The sequence below is a fragment of the Candidatus Methylospira mobilis genome, assembly GCF_009498235.1.
Taxonomy (GTDB): Bacteria; Pseudomonadota; Gammaproteobacteria; order Methylococcales; family Methylococcaceae; genus Methylospira; species Methylospira mobilis.
The window spans coordinates 3578124-3598574 of the sequence record NZ_CP044205.1; the positions used below are offsets into that span (position 1 = coordinate 3578124).

The window sequence follows — 20451 nt, forward strand, 5'->3', positions numbered from 1 at the left end:
CATGGCTCGACAAGGCTCTCCTGAGCGTAGTCGAAGGGCTCTCCAGTCGCATTCGCGGCGCTACGCCCACGAACAGAAATAACCACCTGCCGTTCGTCCTGAGCCTGTCGAAGGGCCGTTCACGGTTCGGCTAGCTCACCGGAGACCGGGTTTATCCCTCTGCCGTCAGCTTTATTTTCGTGCTTTTCGTGTCTTTCGTGGACAAAAAATATCTATCAAGTATCTAAAAATTTTGGAGTCGCTGTTTATGATCCCCATGGTTGATTTGAAAATCCAGTACGCGCTTTTGAAGGATGAAATCGATGCCGGTTTGCACAGCGCACTGGACAGCTGCGCCTTTATACTGGGCCCGAATGTGCAGGCTTTCGAGCAGGAATCCGCGCAATACCTGGGCGTCAAACATGCGATAGGCGTCGCATCAGGCACCGATGCGCTGCATTTTGCGCTGCTCGCCGCCGGCGTCAAGGCCGGAGATGAAGTCATTACCACCGCCTTCACCTTCATTGCCACGGCAGAAGCGATACGCTATATCGGCGCGAAACCGGTTTTCGTCGATATCGACCCGCGCACCTTCAATATCGATCCGGCAGCGATAGAAGCAGCCATCACCGAACGCACCACGGCGGTTATGCCGGTGCACCTGTTCGGACAGCCATGCGACATGGCTGCTATTCAAGCTCTTTGCGAACGCCACGGTTTGAAGCTGGTTGAGGATTGCGCGCAGTCCTTCGGCGCGACGGAGGCAGGCAGGCAAACCGGCAGCATCGGGCTTGCGGCCGGTTTCAGCTTTTTCCCGAGCAAAAACCTCGGCGGCTACGGCGACGGTGGACTGGTCACTACCGACTCCGACGATATGGCCCTGCATATTAAAAGCCTGCGCAACCATGGCTCGCAAGTACGTTATTATCATGACGAAATCGGCTACAACAGCCGCCTGGACGAACTGCAGGCCGTCATCCTGCGCGTCAAGCTGAAACGCATCGACGCCTTCAATGAAGGCAGACGCCGCGCTGCGCATCTGTACTCCGAACTGATGGCCGATCTGCCGCTGGAAACGCCTCATGAAGACGGTATCGGCGCCCATGTCTATCATCAATATACGCTGCTGAGCGATCGCCGCGACGCCATCATGCAGGCATTGCAGCAGCAAAAGATTGGCTGCGCGGTGTATTACCCGGTACCGCTGCACCAGCAAAAAGTGTTCGCCGAGAACTGTAAAGGACAGGTATTACCGGTTACCGAAGCGGTGGCGGCGCGCTGTTTGTCGCTGCCGATTTATCCGGAACTTACGGAAGCGCAAATCCGCGAGATAGTCGCGGTCATCCGCTCGGTGCCGGCCTGACGCTGTTGTGAACGACACATTGAGCGAACGGTCGCGCAGCCCGCTGGTGATGCTGGTTGCCGGGGAAGCCTCCGGCGATCAGCATGCCGCCAGCCTGTTCCTGGAGCTGAAAAGGCGCATACCCGGAGTCAGGGCCATCGGCATGGGCAGCTCGAAAATGCGGGCGGCGGGCGTCGATATCCGTTTCGACTCGTCGTCGATCGGCGTTATCGGCGTTACAGAAGTGATCAGGCATTACGGCAAGATCCGCGCTGTCCTGCAGCAAATGAAGCGGCTTGCAGCATCAGAGCGCCCCGACCTGCTGATCTGCGTCGATTACCAGGCATTTAACTTCCAGCTCGCCAAATATGCCAGGTCGATCGGCATCAAGGTGTTATTCTATGTGAGTCCGCAGGTTTGGGCTTCGCGTCCGTGGCGGGTGAAAAAATACGGCAAGGCCATCGACCACATGGCGGTGATATTTCCGTTCGAGCAGCCGTTTTACGAATCCTACCGGATACCGGTAACCTATGTCGGGCATCCGCTGGCGGGAAAAGTAAGGCCCAGCGCGGATAAATCCGTACTGATCAACGAATTCGGGTTGGACCCGCTGCGTCCGGTGATCGGTTTGCTGCCGGGCAGCCGCGCCAACGAAATCAGGCGTCTGCTGCCGGTGATACGCGACGCCGTAGTGTTGCTGGCGGCGCGCTATCCGCAGGCGCAATTCATGCTCAGTCAGGCGCCGACAGTGGATGACGGCGCGCTCGATGAGGTGCTGGCGTCATGTCCGGCGGCAATACGACGCATCAAGGCGCGCAACCATGACGTACTGGCCTGTTGCGACGTGGCAGTTACCGTGTCCGGGACCGCCACACTGGAAGTCGCGCTGTCGCGCGTGCCGATGCTGATTATCTACAAAGTCGCGCCGCTTACCTACTGGCTGGGACGCTGGCTGATCAATATCCCGTTCATCGGCATGCCGAATATACTGGCCGGACGCGCCATCGTGCGCGAATTGATACAGCACGAAGCGAGCGGACCGGCCATAGCCGGCGAGGTGGGGCAACTACTGGACGATACGGAATACGCCGCTCAAATGCGGCGAGATCTCGATGATGTCAGCCGCATGCTCGGCGAGGGCGGCGGTTCCGCCAATCTGGCCGGTCTGGCCTGTCGGATGCTGGAATATGGCTAAAACAGGGATACGGCAAACTTCGGGAGAGAACCATGAGCCGCGCTTTTGTAAAAGAATCGGATAACAACAGCTCTGTATCGGATTTGCCGGAAAGGCCGCAAAGCCCTTACACCAACTATGTGACGCGTAGCGGTCTGGAGCAGATCCGGCAGCGCATCAAGGATCTGCTCGCGCAAAAAGCCGCGTTGAACAAAGAGGACGGCGACCTGTCAGCACAAACGCAACGCGCAGCGATAGAACGCGATCTGCGTTATTATGAAGCGCGCGAGGAAAGCGCCGAGCTGGTCGACCCGGCGCTTCAGGATGCCGCGCATGTGCATTTCGGCGCAACTGTCGTGGTGGTTGCCGATACCGAAGACAGGCAGCAGACATTCAGCATCGTCGGCGAGGACGAAGCCGATGCCGAAATCGGCAAGATCAGCTGGATTTCACCATTGGCAAAAGCTTTGCTTAACGCCCGGGTAGGAGAACATGTGACATGGCCGCGCCCGCTCGGCGACCTGGACTTGCGGTTGCTGTCCATCCATAAAGCGGACGCATGACTGTCGCCATGCCGCAAACGTTTGCAGACGCCTTTAGAATACGCCACAGTGCGCGCGCCAAACGCCTGCGTCTGGTGGTCAAACCCGGCTTGGTGGAACTGGTCGCTCCATTGGCGGCCAACGAACGTCAGGCGCAGGATTTTCTGGCGCGCCATCGTAGCTGGGCTGAAAAGAAACTGCATGAAATGGCTGCGCATCAAACCGGCGCCGCTCACATATCGCTGTCCGCCGCCACCAGTCTGCCCTGGCGCGGCAAGGAAATACCGCTCACCATATTGGATGAACCTCGGCGTAATGCGCGCGTGGAGTTATCCGACGAGGCCTGCGTCATCCGTTTGCCGGCCACTACCCTGGGCGCGGCGCGGGAACAGTTGCTCGATCGTGCGTTGATGACGGCGGCGCAAAAGCGGCTTGGCGTACGCATAGACTACTGGATACAGCGGCATGCGGCGCGCTACGGCTTATACCCGCGCGCAACCCGCATCAAGCGCATGAAGTCGCGCTGGGGCAGCTGCGGCCCGCGTAACGATCTGAATATCAACCTGCTGCTGGCGTTTGTACCGGACGGCGTGCTGGAATACGTGGTCGTGCATGAATTATGTCATATCCGCGAGCGCAATCACGGTCCGGCGTTCTGGCAGCTGGTCGCGCTGCATCTGCCCGAGTATATGCAGCAGCGGCGCTGGCTGAAGACCCACGGTTCGGCTTTACTGCAGAGATTTTGCTGATCCATGCCTATAAAGAAATCGAAAAACAAGCACGAACTCCTGCTCAATATAGTGTTGATCGTGGCGCTGCTTGCCGGAACGCAATGGTACGCCGCGCACGGACTGGCGTCCGGCGCGCCTCCACCGCTCAACGGACAGATGCTGGACGGCAAAACATTCAATCTCACCGATTTCGACGGGCGCTCCGCCGTCATTTATTTCTGGGCAAGCTGGTGCGGCATTTGCGGGCAGATGCAAAGCGGCATGAAACAGATTGCGCAAACCACCCCGCTTATCAGCGTGGCGATGCAGTCGGGCGATGCCGCCGAAGTGGTGCAATATATGGCGGAACATGACTTTCACCCGGACACTTTGCTGGACGAAAGCGGCAGTTTGTCGAAGACTTACGGAATTAAAGGCGTACCCGCGATCTTTATCCTCGACCCGCAAGGCAGGCTGCGTTTCGCTACTTCCGGTTTTACCACGACCTGGGGCATCCGCTTACGCTTGTGGCTGGCGGAAAATTTTTAGGGCTAAGGATATGGTCATAAATAACTTCCCGTTCGTGGGCGTAGCGCCGCGAATGCGGCTGGAGAGCTTGTCGAAAACCATGAACGGCCCTTCGACAAGCTCAGGGCGAACGGGGGATGTTGTAAATTCGGGAAGTTATTTTCTGCCATGTCCTAACGTACAAAAGGTTGCAACTACTCTGCTGCCGTTGCCCGCCCCTGCAAGGGGGGCCAAGCCCAAACCGCCGAAAATTCTGTCGGCTACACGAGCGTTACCGTGCAAATCGCGAAGCGCCCCCCCTCCTCTGCCGGGTGATGGAAATCGGGCGTGGCGCACGCGTTTGCATGATAAGGGCGACGCTTGCGCCACGACCGGTTAGGTCTTAACCTGATCTTAGCTTGAAAGACATACAGTTTGTCCATGGTTTGACGTAACTGTTCAGCTACTGGCTCTGGGTCTACGGGTAAGGCTGTCGAGACACGCCGTGAATCCATCCATGGAGGCTCGACTGCGGCATCCTTGCCGCAGACGGTCTCGCCAACCTTACCCGTAGCTCCTTTTCCATCGTTACGCTAGGTGGTGCTGAATAGTTACGGTTTGACAAGTATTTGTCATAACCAGGATGTTTGCCAGTTAATGATCGTTTTGACGATACATTCTATTTTTCTATTACTTACGATAACTGCGGAATTTTCGGCGGTTTGGGCTTAGACCCCCACCATGCGGGAACAGGCGGCGACCTTAAGCGCCGAGGTGGCAACATTGCAGGCGCAGGCCGAAGATTGGGAGAAACGCGGTGGATGGGCGAAGCTCATTACCTGCGGCGAAAAAAGGCGCTTATGTGTCCAGATAGACACCAAGCATGTTGTCGCTGACCGAAAACTGACCCATGTAGAGGTGGTTTGCTGATTCAAAAGTGACCCAGGTGTTCTACTTGCCCTGTCCAATTTTTGGGCAGGAGATAAAGGTGATCACTATGGAAATGATAGGCAAGATACGGCGGATGTATTTACGCGACAAAATGTCGCTGCATGCGATAGCAAAGCGCACGAGCTTATCGCGCAACACGATACGCAAATGGCTAAGGGCGGAAGAGAAAGCAGTACCGCCGAAATACCGCAGGATAAAGGCGGACTGCAAGCTCAGCGCGTTTCACCCCACACTGGAACAAGCCCTCAAAGCGGATTCCCATCGCCCAAACAGAATCGGCGCACCGCCAAAAATCTGTTTGCACAAATCAGGACGGATGGTTACACGGGCGGTTACAGCCAGGTGACTGCGTTCATTCGCAACTGGCGTGCTGACTCAGGCAAGAAGCCCCACGCCTTTGTGCCGTTGAAATTTGAGTTTGGCGAAGCCTTCCAGTTTGACTGGAGCGAAGAAGGGTTGGTAATTGGAGGCATTTACCGGCGCATACAGGTATCGCACCTGAAGCTGTGCGCCAGTCGGGCATTCTGGCTGGTGGCGTATCCGGGCCAAGGGCACGAGATGCTATTCGATGCCCATACGCGCTCCTTTGCGGCGCTGGGTGGCATTCCTCGCCGTGGCATTTACGACAACATGAAGACTGCCGTTGATCGCGTCAACAAAGGTAAGGGACGCGTGGTCAATGCGCGCTTTGCCGTGATGTGCGCGCACTACCTGTTCGATGCCGATTTCTGCAACGTGACATCCGGCTGGGAGAAAGGCGTTGTCGAGAAGAACGTACAGGACAGTCGGCGGCGCATCTGGCTGGAAGCGCAGAACCAGCGGTTCGGTTCATTCGTCGAACTCAATGTGTGGCTGGGTGATCGCTGCCGGGCATTATGGGGCGAGCTGCACCATCCCGAGTACAAGGAGCTTAGCGTAGCCGACATGCTGGAGCAGGAGCGCGCGCACATGATGCCCATGCCGGTTCAATTTGATGGGTATGTTGAAAATCCGGCTCGTGTATCGAGCACGTGCCTGATCAATGTACAGCGCAACCACTACTCCGTGCCATGCGAGCTGGCGGGCAAGATGGTCAGCGTCCGGCTCTATCCCAATCAAGTCATCGTTGTGTCGGGTGACGCGTTTGTCGCCTGCCACGAGCGCCTGACAGAACGCGGACATGTTCGCTACGACTGGCAACACTACATCACGCTGATCGAACGCAAACCGGGAGCGCTGCGCAATGGCGCCCCGTTCGCAGACATGCCTGTACCACTCAGACAGCTCAGGCAGGGGCTGATGCGCGATCCGGGCGGAGATCGCTGCATGGCGCAGGTGCTGGCCGCCGTACCACGGGCGGGGCTTGAAGCCGTTATTGTTGCGGTGGAACTGGTCATCGAGTCCGGCGTGTTGAGTGTGGAACACGTCCTCAACGTACTGGGACGGCTGAATGCGCCGCCCCTTCCACCGAATGTGGAAACGAATTTGCAGCTCAAGGATGTGCCGCTGGCCAATACCCGCCGATATGATGAGCTGAGGCATGACGCTGAAGCTCACCTCAATGCGGAGGAGATTGATCATGCGCTGTGATGTCACTGCTGAACTCAAGGATTTGCGGCTACATGGCATGGCCGGTGCTTGGACAGACCTGATCGCACAAGGGTCTGCATCGACCGATTCGTCGAAATGGCTGATCGAACACCTGCTGCAAGCCGAAGCAACGGACCGGCACATGCGCTCAGTGAGAAACCAATTGAATGCGGCCAGGTTTCCGGTACATCGCGACCTGGCCAGATTCGACTTCGCCGCCTCCAAGGCTGATCGGCCGCTGGTAGAGCAATTGGCAACGCTATCATTCACCGAGACAGCGCAGAACGTGGTGCTTATCGGCGGGCCCGGGACAGGCAAGACGCATTTGGCGACCGCCATCGCGGTGTCGGGTATCACCACGCAGAGTAAGCGGGCGCGATTCTATTCGACGGTCGATCTGGTCAATGCACTCGAACGCGAGAAACAGGATGGCCGTGCCGGGCGAATCGCCGCATCGTTGATGCGCATGGATGTGCTCATACTCGACGAGCTTGGCTATCTGCCGTTCAGCCAAACGGGAGGAGCCTTGCTGTTTCACCTGCTCTCGAAACTGTATGAGCACACCAGTGTGATCATCACGACGAACCTGAGCTTCTCGGAATGGTCGGGTGTATTCGGTGATGCCAAGATGACGACGGCGTTGCTGGATCGGCTGATGCATCACTGCCACATTGTTGAAACCGGGAATGAGTCATACCGGTTTCAGCACAGCAGCATGGCCGCGAAGGCCCGCATCAAATCGAGAGAGCAAACACGAAGAGGAGGCAAAAACGCAGCAGTAGAAGAGCCGTTCTAACCAGGCACGCGCGGGGAGTTCACTACGGTCTCCAAACTTCGTGAACTTCCCGCGCATCTAAAAACTTCAAATCAACAATCTGGTAGACTTATCCACAGTTGCTGCAACACAAAACAGCAACAGGTCCTGGGTCAAAATTCAATCAGCACTCTGGGGCATTATTCAATCAGCGTTAACATTCCCCACCCCTTCACGACAAAATCCACCTTCGCTTCCGGTTTCGGAATTGCTGTTCCGGGGTGAACTGATTGCCGAATTCGCTCTTCGATCATGAACTCATCCTCTTCTTTAGAAGAGCAACGTGGCGCAAATCTGGAGCATCCATTGTGATGCCATCAAGGTAGGACAGCCAGTTACCCAACTGCCCCCTCACAAATCCCGGCGTGCGGAATTACCGCACCGGGCTTTTCAATGTTGTTCACTTCGCATATATCTTTTGTTATTCCCCACAGTGAGGTTTGCATCGTATTATCCAGCTCTACATGTCCGGTACGTGTTTCCTTTGAGGGCTACACAACATTGTCCACTCTGGATTTTTACGTAAAAACCGTTGACATGTAACTGTAACCGCTCTTGATATGCGATTGGACATTTTGAGCCCTTTTCTCTAGTTTGCCCTGACCCTAGTTAGGGTGTAGGTGTGTTGGTTGAACGACAAGGCGAACGCCCAAGGCTGAGCAAACACGGTTAATTGTATCAATGCGCGGTTCACTGTCTGGGCGTAGTGCTTTGTAAAGGGCTTCGCGGGTAATGCCCGCTAATTTTGAAATTTCGGTCATGCCACGAGCGCGGGCAATATCGCCAAGGGCGGCGGCTAAAAGCCCCGCGTCGTTGGCTTCTAAAATGTCAGTAAGATAAGCCGCTACAGCCTCTTCACTGCTCAGGTAGGGGGCGGCGTCAAATTCTGGTAAATCGTCAATTTTAATACGTTTTGTCATGGTTTCTATTCCTCTCAATCCAATAGGGTGGCAAGTTGTTTGGCTCGTTTGAAGTCATTTTTCTGGGTGCTTTTAGAACCGCCAACAAGCAAAATAATCAGTCGTGCGCCGCGTTTTGTAAAATATACCCGCAAGCCTGAGCCAACATGAATCCGTAATTCTGAAACGCCTTCCCCTACGGGTTCAACGTCTCCCATCAACCCACGTTCTAAGCGTTTGATGCGGGCGGAAATGATTCCGCGTGTTTTTTCGTCAGCCAGACCGTCAAGCCATTCGGTAAAATTGGGAAGAGGTTTGATGATATACATAGATAAAAAGTAATCGCTCGATTACGTATTGTCAAGTTAAATCAAAAAGCAAAACCAGACAAAATGAACGACGAGCGAAAACACCTGACCGGGCGCGAGCTCAAAAGCTGCTGGCGGCGGGGGTCTAGGGCGCGCGTAACGAAGCGCGCGACCGCTGCCTGTTGGTGATGCTGTTCCGGCATGGATTGCGCGTCTCGGAAGCGCCGGCGCTGAAACTGAACACGGCCGATCTTGGACGGGCGCACCCTGCATGTGACGCGCCTGAACAAAGGCTTATCGACCACACACCCGCTGCGCGGCGACGAGCTGCGATTGTTGCGCGTCTGGCTGGCTGGCGGTGCGTGTGAAGATGCAGCCGGAAACGGCGGCGCTGTTCATCAGCGAACGGCGCGGGGTGTTGTCGCGGAAAACGGTATGGGCGCTGATGCGGCGCTATAGCGACGCTGCCGGGCTTGGGATATTGCTGCAACATGCTGCGCCACGCCTGCGCCTTTGCGCTGGCCGACCAGGGCGCGCGGATACGCGACTGATTCGGGATTACCTGGGACACCGGAACATACAGCATACGGTACGCTATACGGCGACCAATCCGGCAAGGTTTAGAAGCTGTGGCGGTAGCCTCGTCTTTTCTATTGTAGTGTCTGAACGGAAAAGCCACATGCCGCACAGCGTATGGCCTGCAACGTTTTTCCAAGCGCGAAGATTTTCGAAAAAACAAGATTATACCCCTCTAATATAATCGCATATCTATATCCCATGATCATGAAATATCGTGAATTATATGCATACTCACACTTTACTGAAAAAATCCTCGTTTGAAATAAGTAGTTTATCGAATTGATTTTAAATAACAATATGCATTTCCGTTCAGACACTAATTAAGCCGCAAATCGTTTAACGGTAAGGTTTGCCTTTTTGCGTACTTGAGCAAGCTCATACAGAGCTTGCTGCTGTATCCAGCTTTCAGCCGTGCCACCAAAGCCAAGAGACAAGCGCAAGGCCATTTCTGGAGAAATTCCAGAATGACCGTTTAACAGTTCTGAAAACGCCTTGCGCGTCACGCCCAAACCTTCGGCTGCTGCGGTCACGCTAAGCCCTAGCGGTTCCAGGCATAGTTCCCTGATAACTGCGCCCGGATGTGGTGGATTCAACATAGCCATAAACACCTCCTAATGGTAATCAACTAAATCAACATCAGCGGCATTGCCGCTGTCATCAAAGCGGAAAATCAACCGCCAGTTACCCGACACGTCAACGGAAAAAAAACCGGCCATGTCACCTTTCAGTGGATGCAGACGCAAGCCGGGAAAATCCATATCATCTGGACACCGGCTTACTTCCAGACGCGCCAGCAAAACACGAAGACGCTTCACCTGATCCTGCCGGATGCCGCGCGTGCTGTCTTCCTCGTAGCAGGCTTTTAAGCCCTTGTGTCTGAAGCTATTAATCATGGCTTATTGTAACGTATTACGTTTCTGGTTTCAATCCATTCATATGATTGGACAAAATGAGCCGTTTTTTTCTCATTTTAAAATCGGCGCTTCAGGCGCGGCGCGGGTTGTAGCGCCTTTTTTTTCAAACATGAGTCAAAATGAACGACGAGCGAAAACACCTGACAGGGCGCGAGATAGAAAACCTGCTGGCGGCGGTCAAGGGCGCGTAACGAAGCGCGCGACCGCTGCCATCACTGAACGTGATCATCAGCCCATCAAATTACTTGATCACACTCGCTCAGGACGAACGGAGTTGATGGCTGATTCGGGATGTTATTTTTTACCATATCCAAAGCGTTTCAAATGCACTTCATCTGAAGCTTTGTACTCAGTCCGATATAAGCGCGTATTTTCCGCAAACAGTGCTGATGCGCTAAATTGTTACCAAAGTTTTGATGACGGCAATGGTTTCTACAGGCGTATCGCTGATGTAAACCCGGCCCTGCCCCAGCTTCAGGAACAAAGCCTTAGCCTCGGCATCGGGCGACAACAGAATAACCGGTTTCTCCGCCTTCAACGCCAACGCGATTTCCGAAGCCGTGCCGGCGCCTGCGGGGCCGCAGGCTACCACGACATCGCTGCTCAGCACGTTGATATTGTTGCGGGCGTTGTGCATATCGGTGACGACGACGATATCAATATCAGGACTCGGCGCAACCACGGACGAAGGCAGAATACCCAGGGTCAGACTGCCAGGTATCTGTTTGGCGCCCTGATTAACCGCTCTCATCACGCCGCTGTCGCGCCCGCCGCTGAGCACTATCCAGCCTTCCCCGGCGATCAGCGCGCCGAGTTCGCGCGCCTGAGCGAGCGCCGGCTCATCGGCGCCTTCGCCCTGCCCCATGACCCCAACAATAAAGCGACGCATCCGTTTAACCCACCAACCTGTCTAAAAATCCGGATTCTTTCAACATTATTCTTCTCTCCCAGCGGGAAAGAGGAGTATTCGCTGTGATGCTGTCAGATACCACCCCTGAGAAAAGAGCTAAAAACGCATTCGCTTACGCGGTTTGCAGATAATGACCGCATCAAGGTAAACGAAACACGGCAGTCATCGCCTGTAGTTGGCGCGCCTGATCCTCCAGCGACTCCGCGGATGCCGCCGCCTGCTCCACCAGCGCCGCATTCTGCTGCGTGGACGCATCCATTTCCGAAACCGCCTTGTTGACCAGATCGATGCCCGCACTCTGCTCCGTGGAGGCCGTCGAAATTTCCGACACCAGTTCCGTTACGCGCTGAACCGAAAATACGATTTCCTGCATCGTCCGTCCGGCAAATTCGACCTGACGGCTGCCATCTTCAACTTTTTCAACCGAATCGGAAATCAATTGCTTTATTTCCCTGGCCGCCGCCGCCGAACGCTGCGCCAGGGTACGGACTTCGCTCGCCACCACGGCAAAACCGCGACCCTGCTCACCGGCCCGCGCCGCTTCAACTGCGGCGTTCAGTGCGAGAATATTGGTTTGAAATGCAATGCCGTCAATAACACCGATAATATCGACGATTCTTTGCGAGCTTTCATTGATGGCATTCATCGTGTTGACTACGTCACGCACTACACTGCCGCCCTTGATGGCGACAACTGAGGTTTCGCTCGCCAGCTCGCTGGCCTGACGCGCGCTGTCCGCATTCAATTTCACAGTGGACGCCAGCTGTTCCATGCTTGATGCGGTTTCCGCCAAACCGGCCGCCTGCTGCTCGGTGCGATGTGAAAGATCGGCATTGCCCGCGGCTATTTCTCTGGCCGCTGCGCCGGTCGCATCAACCGCGTCCTTGATCAACAAGACATGACGCGCCAGATTGTCGACGGTCGTATTGGCGTCGTTGCGCAAGGTGGCGAATGTACCCTGGTACTGCTGGTTGATTTTTTCGGTCAAATCGGCTTTTGCCAGCGCCGAAAGCACGCGTACCGTCTGTTCTATCGGTTCGATAATCGCATCCAGCGTCTGGTTGACGCCTTGCACGATGCGCCGGTAATCGCCTTGATGGCGCGAAGCATCGGCGCGCGTTGACAATTTCCCCGCCATCGCTGCCTGGGATAACTGCGCGGAATCCGCTATCAGTGCATTGATATTGTTGATTGCCAGATTGAGGTTGTTCCTGAGCGCGTTAAAATCACCGGGGAAACCATTGGTTATCGGCGCCGGTATATCGCCCTGCGCAATCCGCTCCACGGTCTGTGCTGCCGCGTTCATCGGCACAATCACCGCATCAAGGGTTTCGTTGAGACCTTGCACGATGCGCCGGTAATCGCCCTGATGCCGCGATACATCCACGCGCGCCGACAAATCGCCCTGCGTAGCGGCGCTGGAAAGCCGGCCTATGTCGGCCAACAATTCGCCGATCGCTACCACCATGTTTTTCAACGCCACAATCAGACTGCCGGGATCGCGTCCGTCGCTTTCGATCCGAAAGCTGTAATCGCCGGTAGCAATCTTGCGCGCGTATAAAGCCGCTTCGGCGGGTTCACAGCCCAATTGCCGGTTTATGGTCCTGCCAATCAGAAACGTGGTGACTCCGGAAAGTATCAGTCCGCAAACGATAGCAATCGCAAATGAAACCAGACCGCGTTCCACTGCCAGTTTCTCGGCTGCGCTGAGCTCGAAATCGGTAATGATCAACCCCCAGGCCGGATTGTTCGCGCCATGGCAGCTGTTGCATTCCGGTTTTGCTGAAACAGGACTGATCACGCGCAGCCAATCTTTTCCGTTTTTATCGGTAATGGTTTTTATCGAAGGGAAATCGGCCGTGTTGGTACTGCCGCACGCCGGACAATCGGGATTACCCGCCAATTTGATGCTCTTGCCCTGCATGGCGCTGTCGGTCGCAACCCTGATCCGGCCTTGCCGGTTAAGCAGGGTAACGCGGGAAACATTGCCGGCATCGACCAGCAGCCCGGCGGTATCGAGAACCTTTTGCCAGACTTCTGCGCCGTTCCCCTGCAGCATCAGTTCACTCACCTCGCGCTCCAGCGCATTGACGATGGTGATGCTGTTATGCAGGCGCTGCTCCTGCTCCTGGCTTTGCGTATATTTATTAAGCAGCCAGCCGACTATTACCAGCGCCAGCAATGTAGTTGCCAGCACCGAAAGAGCGACCCTGAATGAAAAACGCTGCCACAAGGGTGTTTGTGAGCCCGGCCTGGACATAGTACTTTTCATAAGTGTTTTCGCATTATGCGACCATAAAAATCAACTTGACTTCAAAACGGTTACAATTCCTTGTAAATGCCATGCTCCGGATGGTCACCGCCAACTGTTGCGATACGGCTTCGATCTAACGCATCACCGCCTCCAAACCGTCCACACGTTGAAATCCGCGCGGCAACGGATTGCCCCGGCGTCCGCGCGCGCCGCGATAGTGCTCCAGATCGTTGCCCTGCAACGAAACATGACGCTTGCCTGCGGTAATTTTAAGTATTTGACCGGGAGCAAGGCTCGACATCGCAATCACATAATCCTCGCGCTTTTCCAGCTCTTCGCTCTTGATGGCAACCAGCTTGTTTCCCTTGCCTTTGCTCAACACGGGTATATCGCTCACGTTAACGATCAGCAACCGTCCCTGGGCGGTAACCAACGCCAGCGCATCGGTTTCCGGGTTGGCCAGATGCACCGGCAACAGCAGCCGGCTTTGCCCGGCTAGCGATAACACCGCTTTGCCGGCACGATTGCGCGTCAACAAATCGCCCAGAGCCGTTACAAAACCGTAACCGGCGTCAGACGCCATCAAATAATGATCCTGTTCGCTGCCGGTCAGCAGCGCTGTGAAAACCGCACCGGCCGGCGGGTTGAGCCTGCCGGTCAACGGTTCGCCCTGGGTGCGCGCCGAAGGCAGATCGTGCGCCGATACCGCGTAGCTGCGCCCGCTGGAATCGAGCACGCACACCAGCTGATTGCTGCGCGTTTGCACCGCCGAAAGAAAAGCATCGCCGCTGCGGTAAGCGAGAGACTGCGGATCGATATCATGGCCCTTAGCCGCGCGTATCCAGCCCTTTTCCGACAGAATGACGGTGACCGGCTCGTTGCCGGCCAATGCGGTTTCATCTATTGCCTGCGCGCTTTGACGCACCACTATCGGCGAACGCCGGGCATCGCCATGTTTTTCGGCATCCTGGATCAGCTCCTGCTTGATCAATGCGTTCAATCTGGACTTGGAGCCCAACGTTTCCTGCAATTGTTCGCGCTCCAGCTCCAGCGCTTCCTGTTCGCCGCGAATTTTTACTTCTTCCAGTTTGGCCAAATGACGCAATTTCAACTCGAGCACAGCCTCGGCCTGCTCGCCGGTCAAACCGAAACGCGCCATCAATACCGGTTTCGGCTCGTCTTCGGAGCGAATAATCGCGATCACTTCGTCGATATTCAGGAAAGCAATCAGCAAACCGGCCAGGATATGCAAACGCGCCAGCACCTTGTCCAAACGGTGCTGCAAACGGCGCGTCACCGTACGCACGCGGTAATCCAGCCATTCCGACAGAATGGTGCGCAGATTCTTGACACGCGGTTTGCCGTCCAGACCTATCAGGTTCATGTTCACCCGATAGGTGCGCTCCAGATCGGTCGTTGCGAACAAATGCGACATCAACTGACCGGCGTCGATGCGACGCGAACGAGGAATGATCAGCAGCCGCGTCGGATTTTCATGGTCGGACTCGTCACGCAAATCCTCCACCATCGGCAATTTTTTGGCCTGCATCTGCGCGGCGATCTGCTCCATGATCCTGGCTCCGGATACCTGATAAGGCAACGCGGTGATGATAATGCCGTCATCGTCCTCTTCGTAACGCGCGCGCAGGCGGATCGAGCCATTGCCGCTTTGATACATGCGCAGGATGTCGGCGCGCGGAGTCACGATTTCCGCTTCGGTCGGAAAGTCCGGCCCTTTGACCAGCTCGCAGAGCTGTTCGACTTCGGTAGCGGGTTCGTCCAGCAACAGGATGCAGGCCGCTACCACTTCGCGCAGATTATGCGGGGGTATGTCGGTCGCCATGCCGACCGCAATCCCGGTAGAGCCGTTCAGCAATAAATTCGGCAAACGCGCCGGCAGCAGCGCCGGTTCCTCCAGCGTGCCGTCAAAATTTGGCAGCCAATCGACCGTACCCTGCTCCAGTTCAGCAAGCAGGGTTTGCGCATAAGGCGTCAACCTCGCCTCGGTGTAACGCATTGCGGCAAAGGATTTCGGATCGTCCGGCGACCCCCAGTTGCCCTGACCGTCGATCAGCGGATAACGATAGGAAAACGGTTGCGCCATCAGCACCATGGCTTCATAACAGGCCGAATCGCCATGGGGGTGATATTTACCCAGCACGTCGCCGACGGTGCGCGCCGACTTTTTGTGTTTGGAAAGCGCCGATAACCCCAACTCGGACATCGCGTAAACAATACGACGCTGTACCGGTTTAAGTCCGTCGGCGACATGCGGCAAGGCTCTGTCGAGTATGACGTACATGGAATAATCCAGGTAGGCCTTCTCGGTAAACTCATGTAGCGCTATGCGTTCGTAGTTGACTGTTGTGTCATTCATGCTGTTTTTAGCTATTCAGTACCACTTAATGTGACGCTGCGAAAAAGGGATGGAGAGGGGCAGCAAGACCGTCTGCAGTCAGGAGAGCAAAATCCAGGCACTCAAGGACGTATTCACGGCGTAGTAACTATCCCCCTGCCCCAGCTCCGGTAGCTGAATAGTTATGCTGTTTTTTGCAACATCACCAGGTTCTGTTGATATTACACAACAGATGAATCAATGAGTTGGCGTCATGCCGTCAGAGCCTGTCCGGACTCGATCCGGCGGAGTGCCGGCTCCAGTCGGCAGGGATGTTACCCTGAACATCTCCCTGGCGTCCGGATTCCGGCAATCCATGCCGGGATGACGATTTTTCTATTTTGATCAATCATATTTGATTGATATAGTCTTTTCACTTTTCACGGTAACGTCAACAGAACCTGGTAGAAACTATTCGGTAACTCAGACCTGTACAGAGGCCACACGATTTCGCCCATCGCGTTTGGCCTGATACAGGCCGTCATCGGCCATATTCAATAATGCATTAAAACTTTCCATATTATTACGGAATTCTGCGACGCCAACGCTGATACTTCCCAACCAGGTTCCCAGCCCCGCTTTGACGCGCATGGCCGCAACCGCCAGCCTTACCTGCGCCGCCACCTGCATGCCGCCTTCCAATGCGGTCCGTGGACAGATAATCAGAAACTCGTCTCCTCCGATACGGCAAACGATGTCATCGTTGCGAACGGCGCTCTTAAGTTCTTCCGCCAGCGCCGTCAGTACGACATCGCCGGCGTCGTGTCCGTAAAGGTCGTTGATGTCCTTAAATCCGTCGGCGTCTATCATAATACAAACCAGGGGAATATTTTCCCAAACAGCCGACGCCCACTCCTGCTCCAGACAGGCCGCTGCATGGCGCCGATTTGGCAGACCGGTCAAAATATCCGTCATCGCCATGGCTTCGAGTTGCCGGTTGGCCACGGAAAGCTCGCGGCTTAATCGTTGCGACTCTTCTTTTTCCGCTTCAAGATTACTGATCACGCTGACCAGACGCTGATTGGCCTCGAAAAGCGCCTGGGTGCGCTCCTGAACCTTGGCTTCCAATGTCAGATTCAGTTCGGCCAGATTGCGATTGCGCTCGGTAACCTGATGGAACAGCCCGTCCATCGCGACCAGTATCGGCTCCATCGCTCCCGTCGAGAACCGTTCCTCCGCATCATAGGCTTCGGCGGGCGGCATGCCGCCTTGTATCGCGGCGACCTGCCGCGCCATGGCCTGATCGGTTCCAAGGATATGATAAGCCAGCCAGTGGGTTAAGAATTTGAGCAGATTTTCGGCCGCCTTGATATCATGCGTAACCCCTCCGCGCATTGCGCTGATCTCGTCCAGAAAAGCCGCGTGCGCCTTGCTTTGAGCTGTGACATGGCGTTCGTCGACCCCGACTTCGGCCATCATCGTTTCTTCTTCCGTAAAATGATATTCGGTATACGCCGCCAGTTCATCCAGCACGCCATCTATGGATTCCGACAATACGGAACCCGACTCGTTCAGTATATCGCCGAAGCGGTTGATCAAATCAACCAGACGATGATGTTGGTCGTCTACATCGCTCAATCCGGTTTCAAAATGCTTATCCCAACGAAACGACTCCATGAGTTCTCTCTAAAAGGTGAAAGTTCGCTGGTATTCGATACCGTCGTTTCAGATCCGGCACGCGGCATGGAACCTCCAGGCTGCCCCCATGATCTCAAGCTTAAACGGAATGCTATATGCCACAAATGTATTAATTTGATAATAATCACAAATCCTGGTCAACATCGCCTTTCAGAAGTCCCAAAAACGCAGTTTCATCCAGCGTAGGAACGCCCAACGCCAAAGCTTTATCCAGTTTGGAACCGGCATCGGTTCCGGCTATGACATAATTGGTTTTAGCGGAAACGCTGCCGGTTACCTTGGCGCCCAAACGCTGTAACCTTTGCCTGGCTTCATCGCGCGTCATGCTTTCCAGCGTGCCGGTCAAAACAAAGGTTTTACCCGCCAGGAGGGACGCCGTGCCGGCAGGCGCTTCGACCTCAGGCCAACTTATGCCTGCGTCCAGCAAAGCCTGAATAACCTCACGATTATGCGGCTGCCGGAAAAATGTGGCAATATGGCCGGCCATGGTCGGGCCTATATCCGGGAAATCCTGCAGAGCATCGGATTCGGCCTGCATGATATTTTCCAGGGTCTGCAGATGGCGCGCCAGATTAGCCGCCGTCACCTCGCCCACCTCCCTGATTCCCAGTGCATAAAGAAAACGCGCCAGCGTGGTTTCGCGGCTTTTACCTATGGCGTTGATCAGATTGACGGCGGATTTTTGCCCCATGCGCTCCATGCCGGCAACGTCGTCCGCCTGCAGTCGGTAAATATCCGCCACTGTGGCGATACGCCCGCTCTCCAGTAATTGATCGACCAGTTTTTCGCCCAGGCCGTCGATATCCATCGCGCGCCGTGAAGCGAAATGCAGGATTGCCTCGCGGCGTTGCGCAGGGCAGGACAGCTCGGCGCTGCAGCGCGCTATGGCTTCGTCGCCGGAAATTTCGACTACGGAAGCGCAGACCGGACAGCGATCAGGCATGATAAATTCCCGCGCCGCCGCCGGACGTTTTTCCAATATCGGTTTTACTACTTCAGGGATGACGTCGCCGGCACGGCGAACAACGACGGTATCGCCGATACGAATGTCCTTACGGCGTATTTCATCGGCATTATGCAGGGTGGCATTCGTCACGGTCGCGCCGCCGACAAATACCGGACGCAGACGCGCTACCGGGGTCAAAGCCCCGGTACGCCCCACCTGCACGTCTATCGCCAGTACCGTGGTGGTCGCTTCTTCCGCCGGAAATTTATGTGCGATCGCCCAGCGCGGCGCCCGCGATACGAAGCCCATTTCCGCCTGCGCATCGAAACGGCTGACCTTGTACACAACGCCGTCGATGTCGTAAGGCAGTTCGTGGCGGCCGGCAAGCAAGCGGCGGTAGTAGCTTAAACAACCTTCCGCGCCGAGCACGGCCTGCAGGTGCTCGGAAACCGGCAATCCCCACTGCCTGAAACAGGCCATCAGCTGCTGAAGCGTATCAGGCAACGTGCGTTCGGGAAAGCTGCCGTATCCGTAACATAAAAAACGCAAAGGTCTTGTAGCTGTTACCGCCGGATCGAGCTGACGCAGACTGCCCGCCGCGGCGTTACGCGGATTCACGAATAATTTTTCGCCGTTGGCCAGAGCGCGTTCATTCAACGCGGCAAAACCGGCATGGGGCATGAATACTTCGCCGCGGACCTCGAAGCGTTCGGGAAAACCGGAACCGGCCAATCGCCGGGGAATGTCGGCTATGGTCAGCACATTATGCGTCACATCCTCGCCGCTTCGCCCGTCGCCTCGCGTAGCCCCGCGCACCAGCAGGCCGTTTTCGTACAGCAGGCTGACCGCGAGGCCGTCCAGTTTCGGCTCGACAACGTACTCGATTTGATCCCGCTCCAGTTTTTCACGTATGCGCAGATCGAATGCGTTCACCGCCTCATCGGTGAACGCATTTTCCAGGGATAGCATCGGAACTTCATGAAGGACTTCGGCGAAAGCCTGACTCGGGGGCGCTCCTATCCGTTGCGTCGGCGAATTGGGATAAGCGAATTCGCGGTATCGGCGCTCCAGCGTCTGCAGTTCCACCAGCAGCCTATCATATTCGCTATCGGAAATAATCGGTTCGTCGTGTTGATAATATCGCCGGTTATGCGCTTCTATTTCCTCGCGCAATGCCTGCATTCTTTGTCTGACCCGATCAGGAGCCTCGCCATCAATAGGCGGATTCAAGGCGTTCACGCATTTGCTCTATTTTTTTCAGCGTCAGCACTTCACGGCGCTCATCCCATTCTTCGCCGCCCAACTGTTGCGCCAAGCGGTGGCAGGTATCGAGCAGATCCTCGAAAATCGCCAGAGGGTCTTTCACGCGCGGCGGCTGAAAGAACAGAACCACGCCCGGACACTCGAATGTTTCCATATGCTCGACAGGGAAAGTGCCCGGCTCCACCAGACTGGCCACGCTGAACAAAACCTCACGATATTCGCGGTCGTAGCGATGGTATATGCCCATATCTCCATATATCAGCCCCTGATCCACCAGCGCATCCCTTAATGCTTCGCCGTTGAAATAGGCATCGTCGCCCGCCACGACGCTGAGCTGGATCAGAAACGGTGATCCGAGCGGCGCGTGGCTTCTGGACGGTTCGTCCACCGCCTCGCGTGCAAAAGCTTCTTCCTGGCGCTCATGAAGGGATTGCGGCCGCCCGTACGCGATGCTTTCGTCAATAAGGGGATCTTCCTGATGGGCAGAGAACGATGGCGTATTCAACGGGCCGGTGCGCCGCGATGCGATCATCGCTTCGGACTCGCGAGAAGAAAAATTCAGACCGTCATTTACGCTTTCGCGCTCTTCCTCGATTGGCGCATCGTCGCCATAATCGAGTTCGTCGTAATCGCCGCGGCGATTGATAAAGTCCATCAAACGGCTCTTGTAACGGCCCCAGACATAAACGGAAACGATTACGATAAAACCCAGTATCAGCAAAACAATCCGAACAGTATCTCTATCCATTGCTCAACC

19 protein-coding genes and 1 pseudogene are annotated in these 20451 nt (G+C 55.6%); 10 read left to right on the top strand and 10 right to left on the bottom strand.

The features are described 5' to 3' along the window. The first annotated feature begins 247 nt into the window (after nt 1-247). The 8 genes and pseudogenes from F6R98_RS16290 (at nt 248) to istB (ending at nt 7570) form a co-directional block, all read left to right on the top strand. Nucleotides 248-1342: a DegT/DnrJ/EryC1/StrS family aminotransferase gene (locus F6R98_RS16290; RefSeq protein WP_153249956.1), complete on the top strand. Its 1095-nt coding sequence runs from the start codon at nt 248-250 to the stop codon at nt 1340-1342. Between the two features lie 7 nt (nt 1343-1349). Next, nucleotides 1350-2516 carry a lipid-A-disaccharide synthase gene (gene lpxB, locus F6R98_RS16295; RefSeq protein ID WP_315699669.1) on the top strand — a complete coding sequence of 389 codons (1167 nt, stop codon included), beginning with the start codon at nt 1350-1352 and terminating at the stop codon, nt 2514-2516. Between the two features lie 32 nt (nt 2517-2548). Beyond that, nucleotides 2549-3058 (top strand): GreA/GreB family elongation factor, encoded by a 510-nt coding sequence (locus F6R98_RS16300; RefSeq protein WP_153249957.1) that lies wholly within the window; start codon nt 2549-2551, stop codon nt 3056-3058. 8 nt (nt 3059-3066) lie between these two features. After that, nucleotides 3067-3786 carry a M48 family metallopeptidase gene (locus tag F6R98_RS16305; RefSeq protein ID WP_194269984.1) on the top strand — a complete coding sequence of 240 codons (720 nt, stop codon included), beginning with the start codon at nt 3067-3069 and terminating at the stop codon, nt 3784-3786. Nucleotides 3787-3789: 3 nt separating this feature from the next. Beyond that, complete coding sequence (locus F6R98_RS16310) at nt 3790-4296, top strand: protein disulfide oxidoreductase (protein WP_153249959.1); 507 nt, start codon at nt 3790-3792, stop codon at nt 4294-4296. 699 nt (nt 4297-4995) lie between these two features. Then, entirely contained in the window at nt 4996-5184 is a 189-nt protein-coding gene (locus F6R98_RS21695) for a hypothetical protein (protein ID WP_194269985.1), read from the top strand. A 67-nt stretch (nt 5185-5251) separates the two neighbouring features. Continuing rightward, a pseudogene (gene istA, locus F6R98_RS16315) lies at nt 5252-6774 on the top strand (IS21 family transposase). Beyond that, the gene (istB, locus tag F6R98_RS16320) at nt 6764-7570 is read left to right on the top strand and encodes an IS21-like element helper ATPase IstB (protein ID WP_153249960.1); all 807 of its coding nucleotides are present in this window, start codon (nt 6764-6766) and stop codon (nt 7568-7570) included. Before istA ends, istB begins: the two are co-directional and overlap by 11 nt. Nucleotides 7571-8193: 623 nt before the next feature. Here the strand turns inward: istB and F6R98_RS16325 are convergent. Both F6R98_RS16325 and F6R98_RS16330 read right to left on the bottom strand, forming a co-directional pair. Beyond that, nucleotides 8194-8508, bottom strand: a complete 315-nt coding sequence (locus tag F6R98_RS16325) for an addiction module antidote protein (protein ID WP_153249961.1) — start codon at nt 8506-8508, stop codon at nt 8194-8196. A 14-nt stretch (nt 8509-8522) separates the two neighbouring features. Then, nucleotides 8523-8816, bottom strand: a complete 294-nt coding sequence (locus F6R98_RS16330; RefSeq protein ID WP_153249962.1) for a type II toxin-antitoxin system RelE/ParE family toxin — start codon at nt 8814-8816, stop codon at nt 8523-8525. 231 nt (nt 8817-9047) lie between these two features. Between F6R98_RS16330 and F6R98_RS21700 the strand changes: the two genes are divergently transcribed. Next, on the top strand, nt 9048-9254 hold the full coding sequence (locus F6R98_RS21700) for a hypothetical protein (RefSeq protein ID WP_194270264.1): 207 nt from the start codon (nt 9048-9050) through the stop codon (nt 9252-9254). Further along, nucleotides 9166-9555, top strand: a complete 390-nt coding sequence (locus tag F6R98_RS22860; RefSeq protein ID WP_407079252.1) for a tyrosine-type recombinase/integrase — start codon at nt 9166-9168, stop codon at nt 9553-9555. Before F6R98_RS21700 ends, F6R98_RS22860 begins: the two co-directional genes overlap by 89 nt. Before the next feature lie 139 nt (nt 9556-9694). Here F6R98_RS22860 and F6R98_RS16340 read toward each other — a convergent pair whose 3' ends face one another. The 8 genes from F6R98_RS16340 to zipA form a co-directional block, all read right to left on the bottom strand. Further along, entirely contained in the window at nt 9695-9976 is a 282-nt protein-coding gene (locus tag F6R98_RS16340; RefSeq protein WP_153249964.1) for a HigA family addiction module antitoxin, read from the bottom strand. 9 nt (nt 9977-9985) lie between these two features. Next, nucleotides 9986-10267, bottom strand: coding sequence for a type II toxin-antitoxin system RelE/ParE family toxin (locus F6R98_RS16345; protein ID WP_153249965.1), 282 nt, complete (start codon nt 10265-10267; stop codon nt 9986-9988). 415 nt (nt 10268-10682) lie between these two features. Further along, complete coding sequence (locus F6R98_RS16350; protein ID WP_153249966.1) at nt 10683-11177, bottom strand: SLOG cluster 4 domain-containing protein; 495 nt, start codon at nt 11175-11177, stop codon at nt 10683-10685. Nucleotides 11178-11337: 160 nt separating this feature from the next. Continuing rightward, nucleotides 11338-13470 carry a methyl-accepting chemotaxis protein gene (locus F6R98_RS22655; protein ID WP_315699676.1) on the bottom strand — a complete coding sequence of 711 codons (2133 nt, stop codon included), beginning with the start codon at nt 13468-13470 and terminating at the stop codon, nt 11338-11340. Nucleotides 13471-13585: 115 nt separating this feature from the next. Continuing rightward, a complete protein-coding gene (gene parC / locus F6R98_RS16360; RefSeq protein ID WP_153249967.1) occupies nt 13586-15829 on the bottom strand; it encodes a DNA topoisomerase IV subunit A in 2244 nt (747 codons plus the stop codon). A 441-nt stretch (nt 15830-16270) separates the two neighbouring features. After that, nucleotides 16271-17464, bottom strand: coding sequence for a GGDEF domain-containing protein (locus tag F6R98_RS16365; protein ID WP_153249968.1), 1194 nt, complete (start codon nt 17462-17464; stop codon nt 16271-16273). A gap of 145 nt (nt 17465-17609) precedes the next feature. After that, a complete protein-coding gene (gene ligA / locus F6R98_RS16370) occupies nt 17610-19670 on the bottom strand; it encodes an NAD-dependent DNA ligase LigA (RefSeq protein WP_228124924.1) in 2061 nt (686 codons plus the stop codon). Next, a complete protein-coding gene (zipA, locus tag F6R98_RS16375; protein WP_153249969.1) occupies nt 19645-20442 on the bottom strand; it encodes a cell division protein ZipA in 798 nt (265 codons plus the stop codon). Before zipA ends, ligA begins: the two co-directional genes overlap by 26 nt. Nucleotides 20443-20451: the final 9 nt, after the last annotated feature.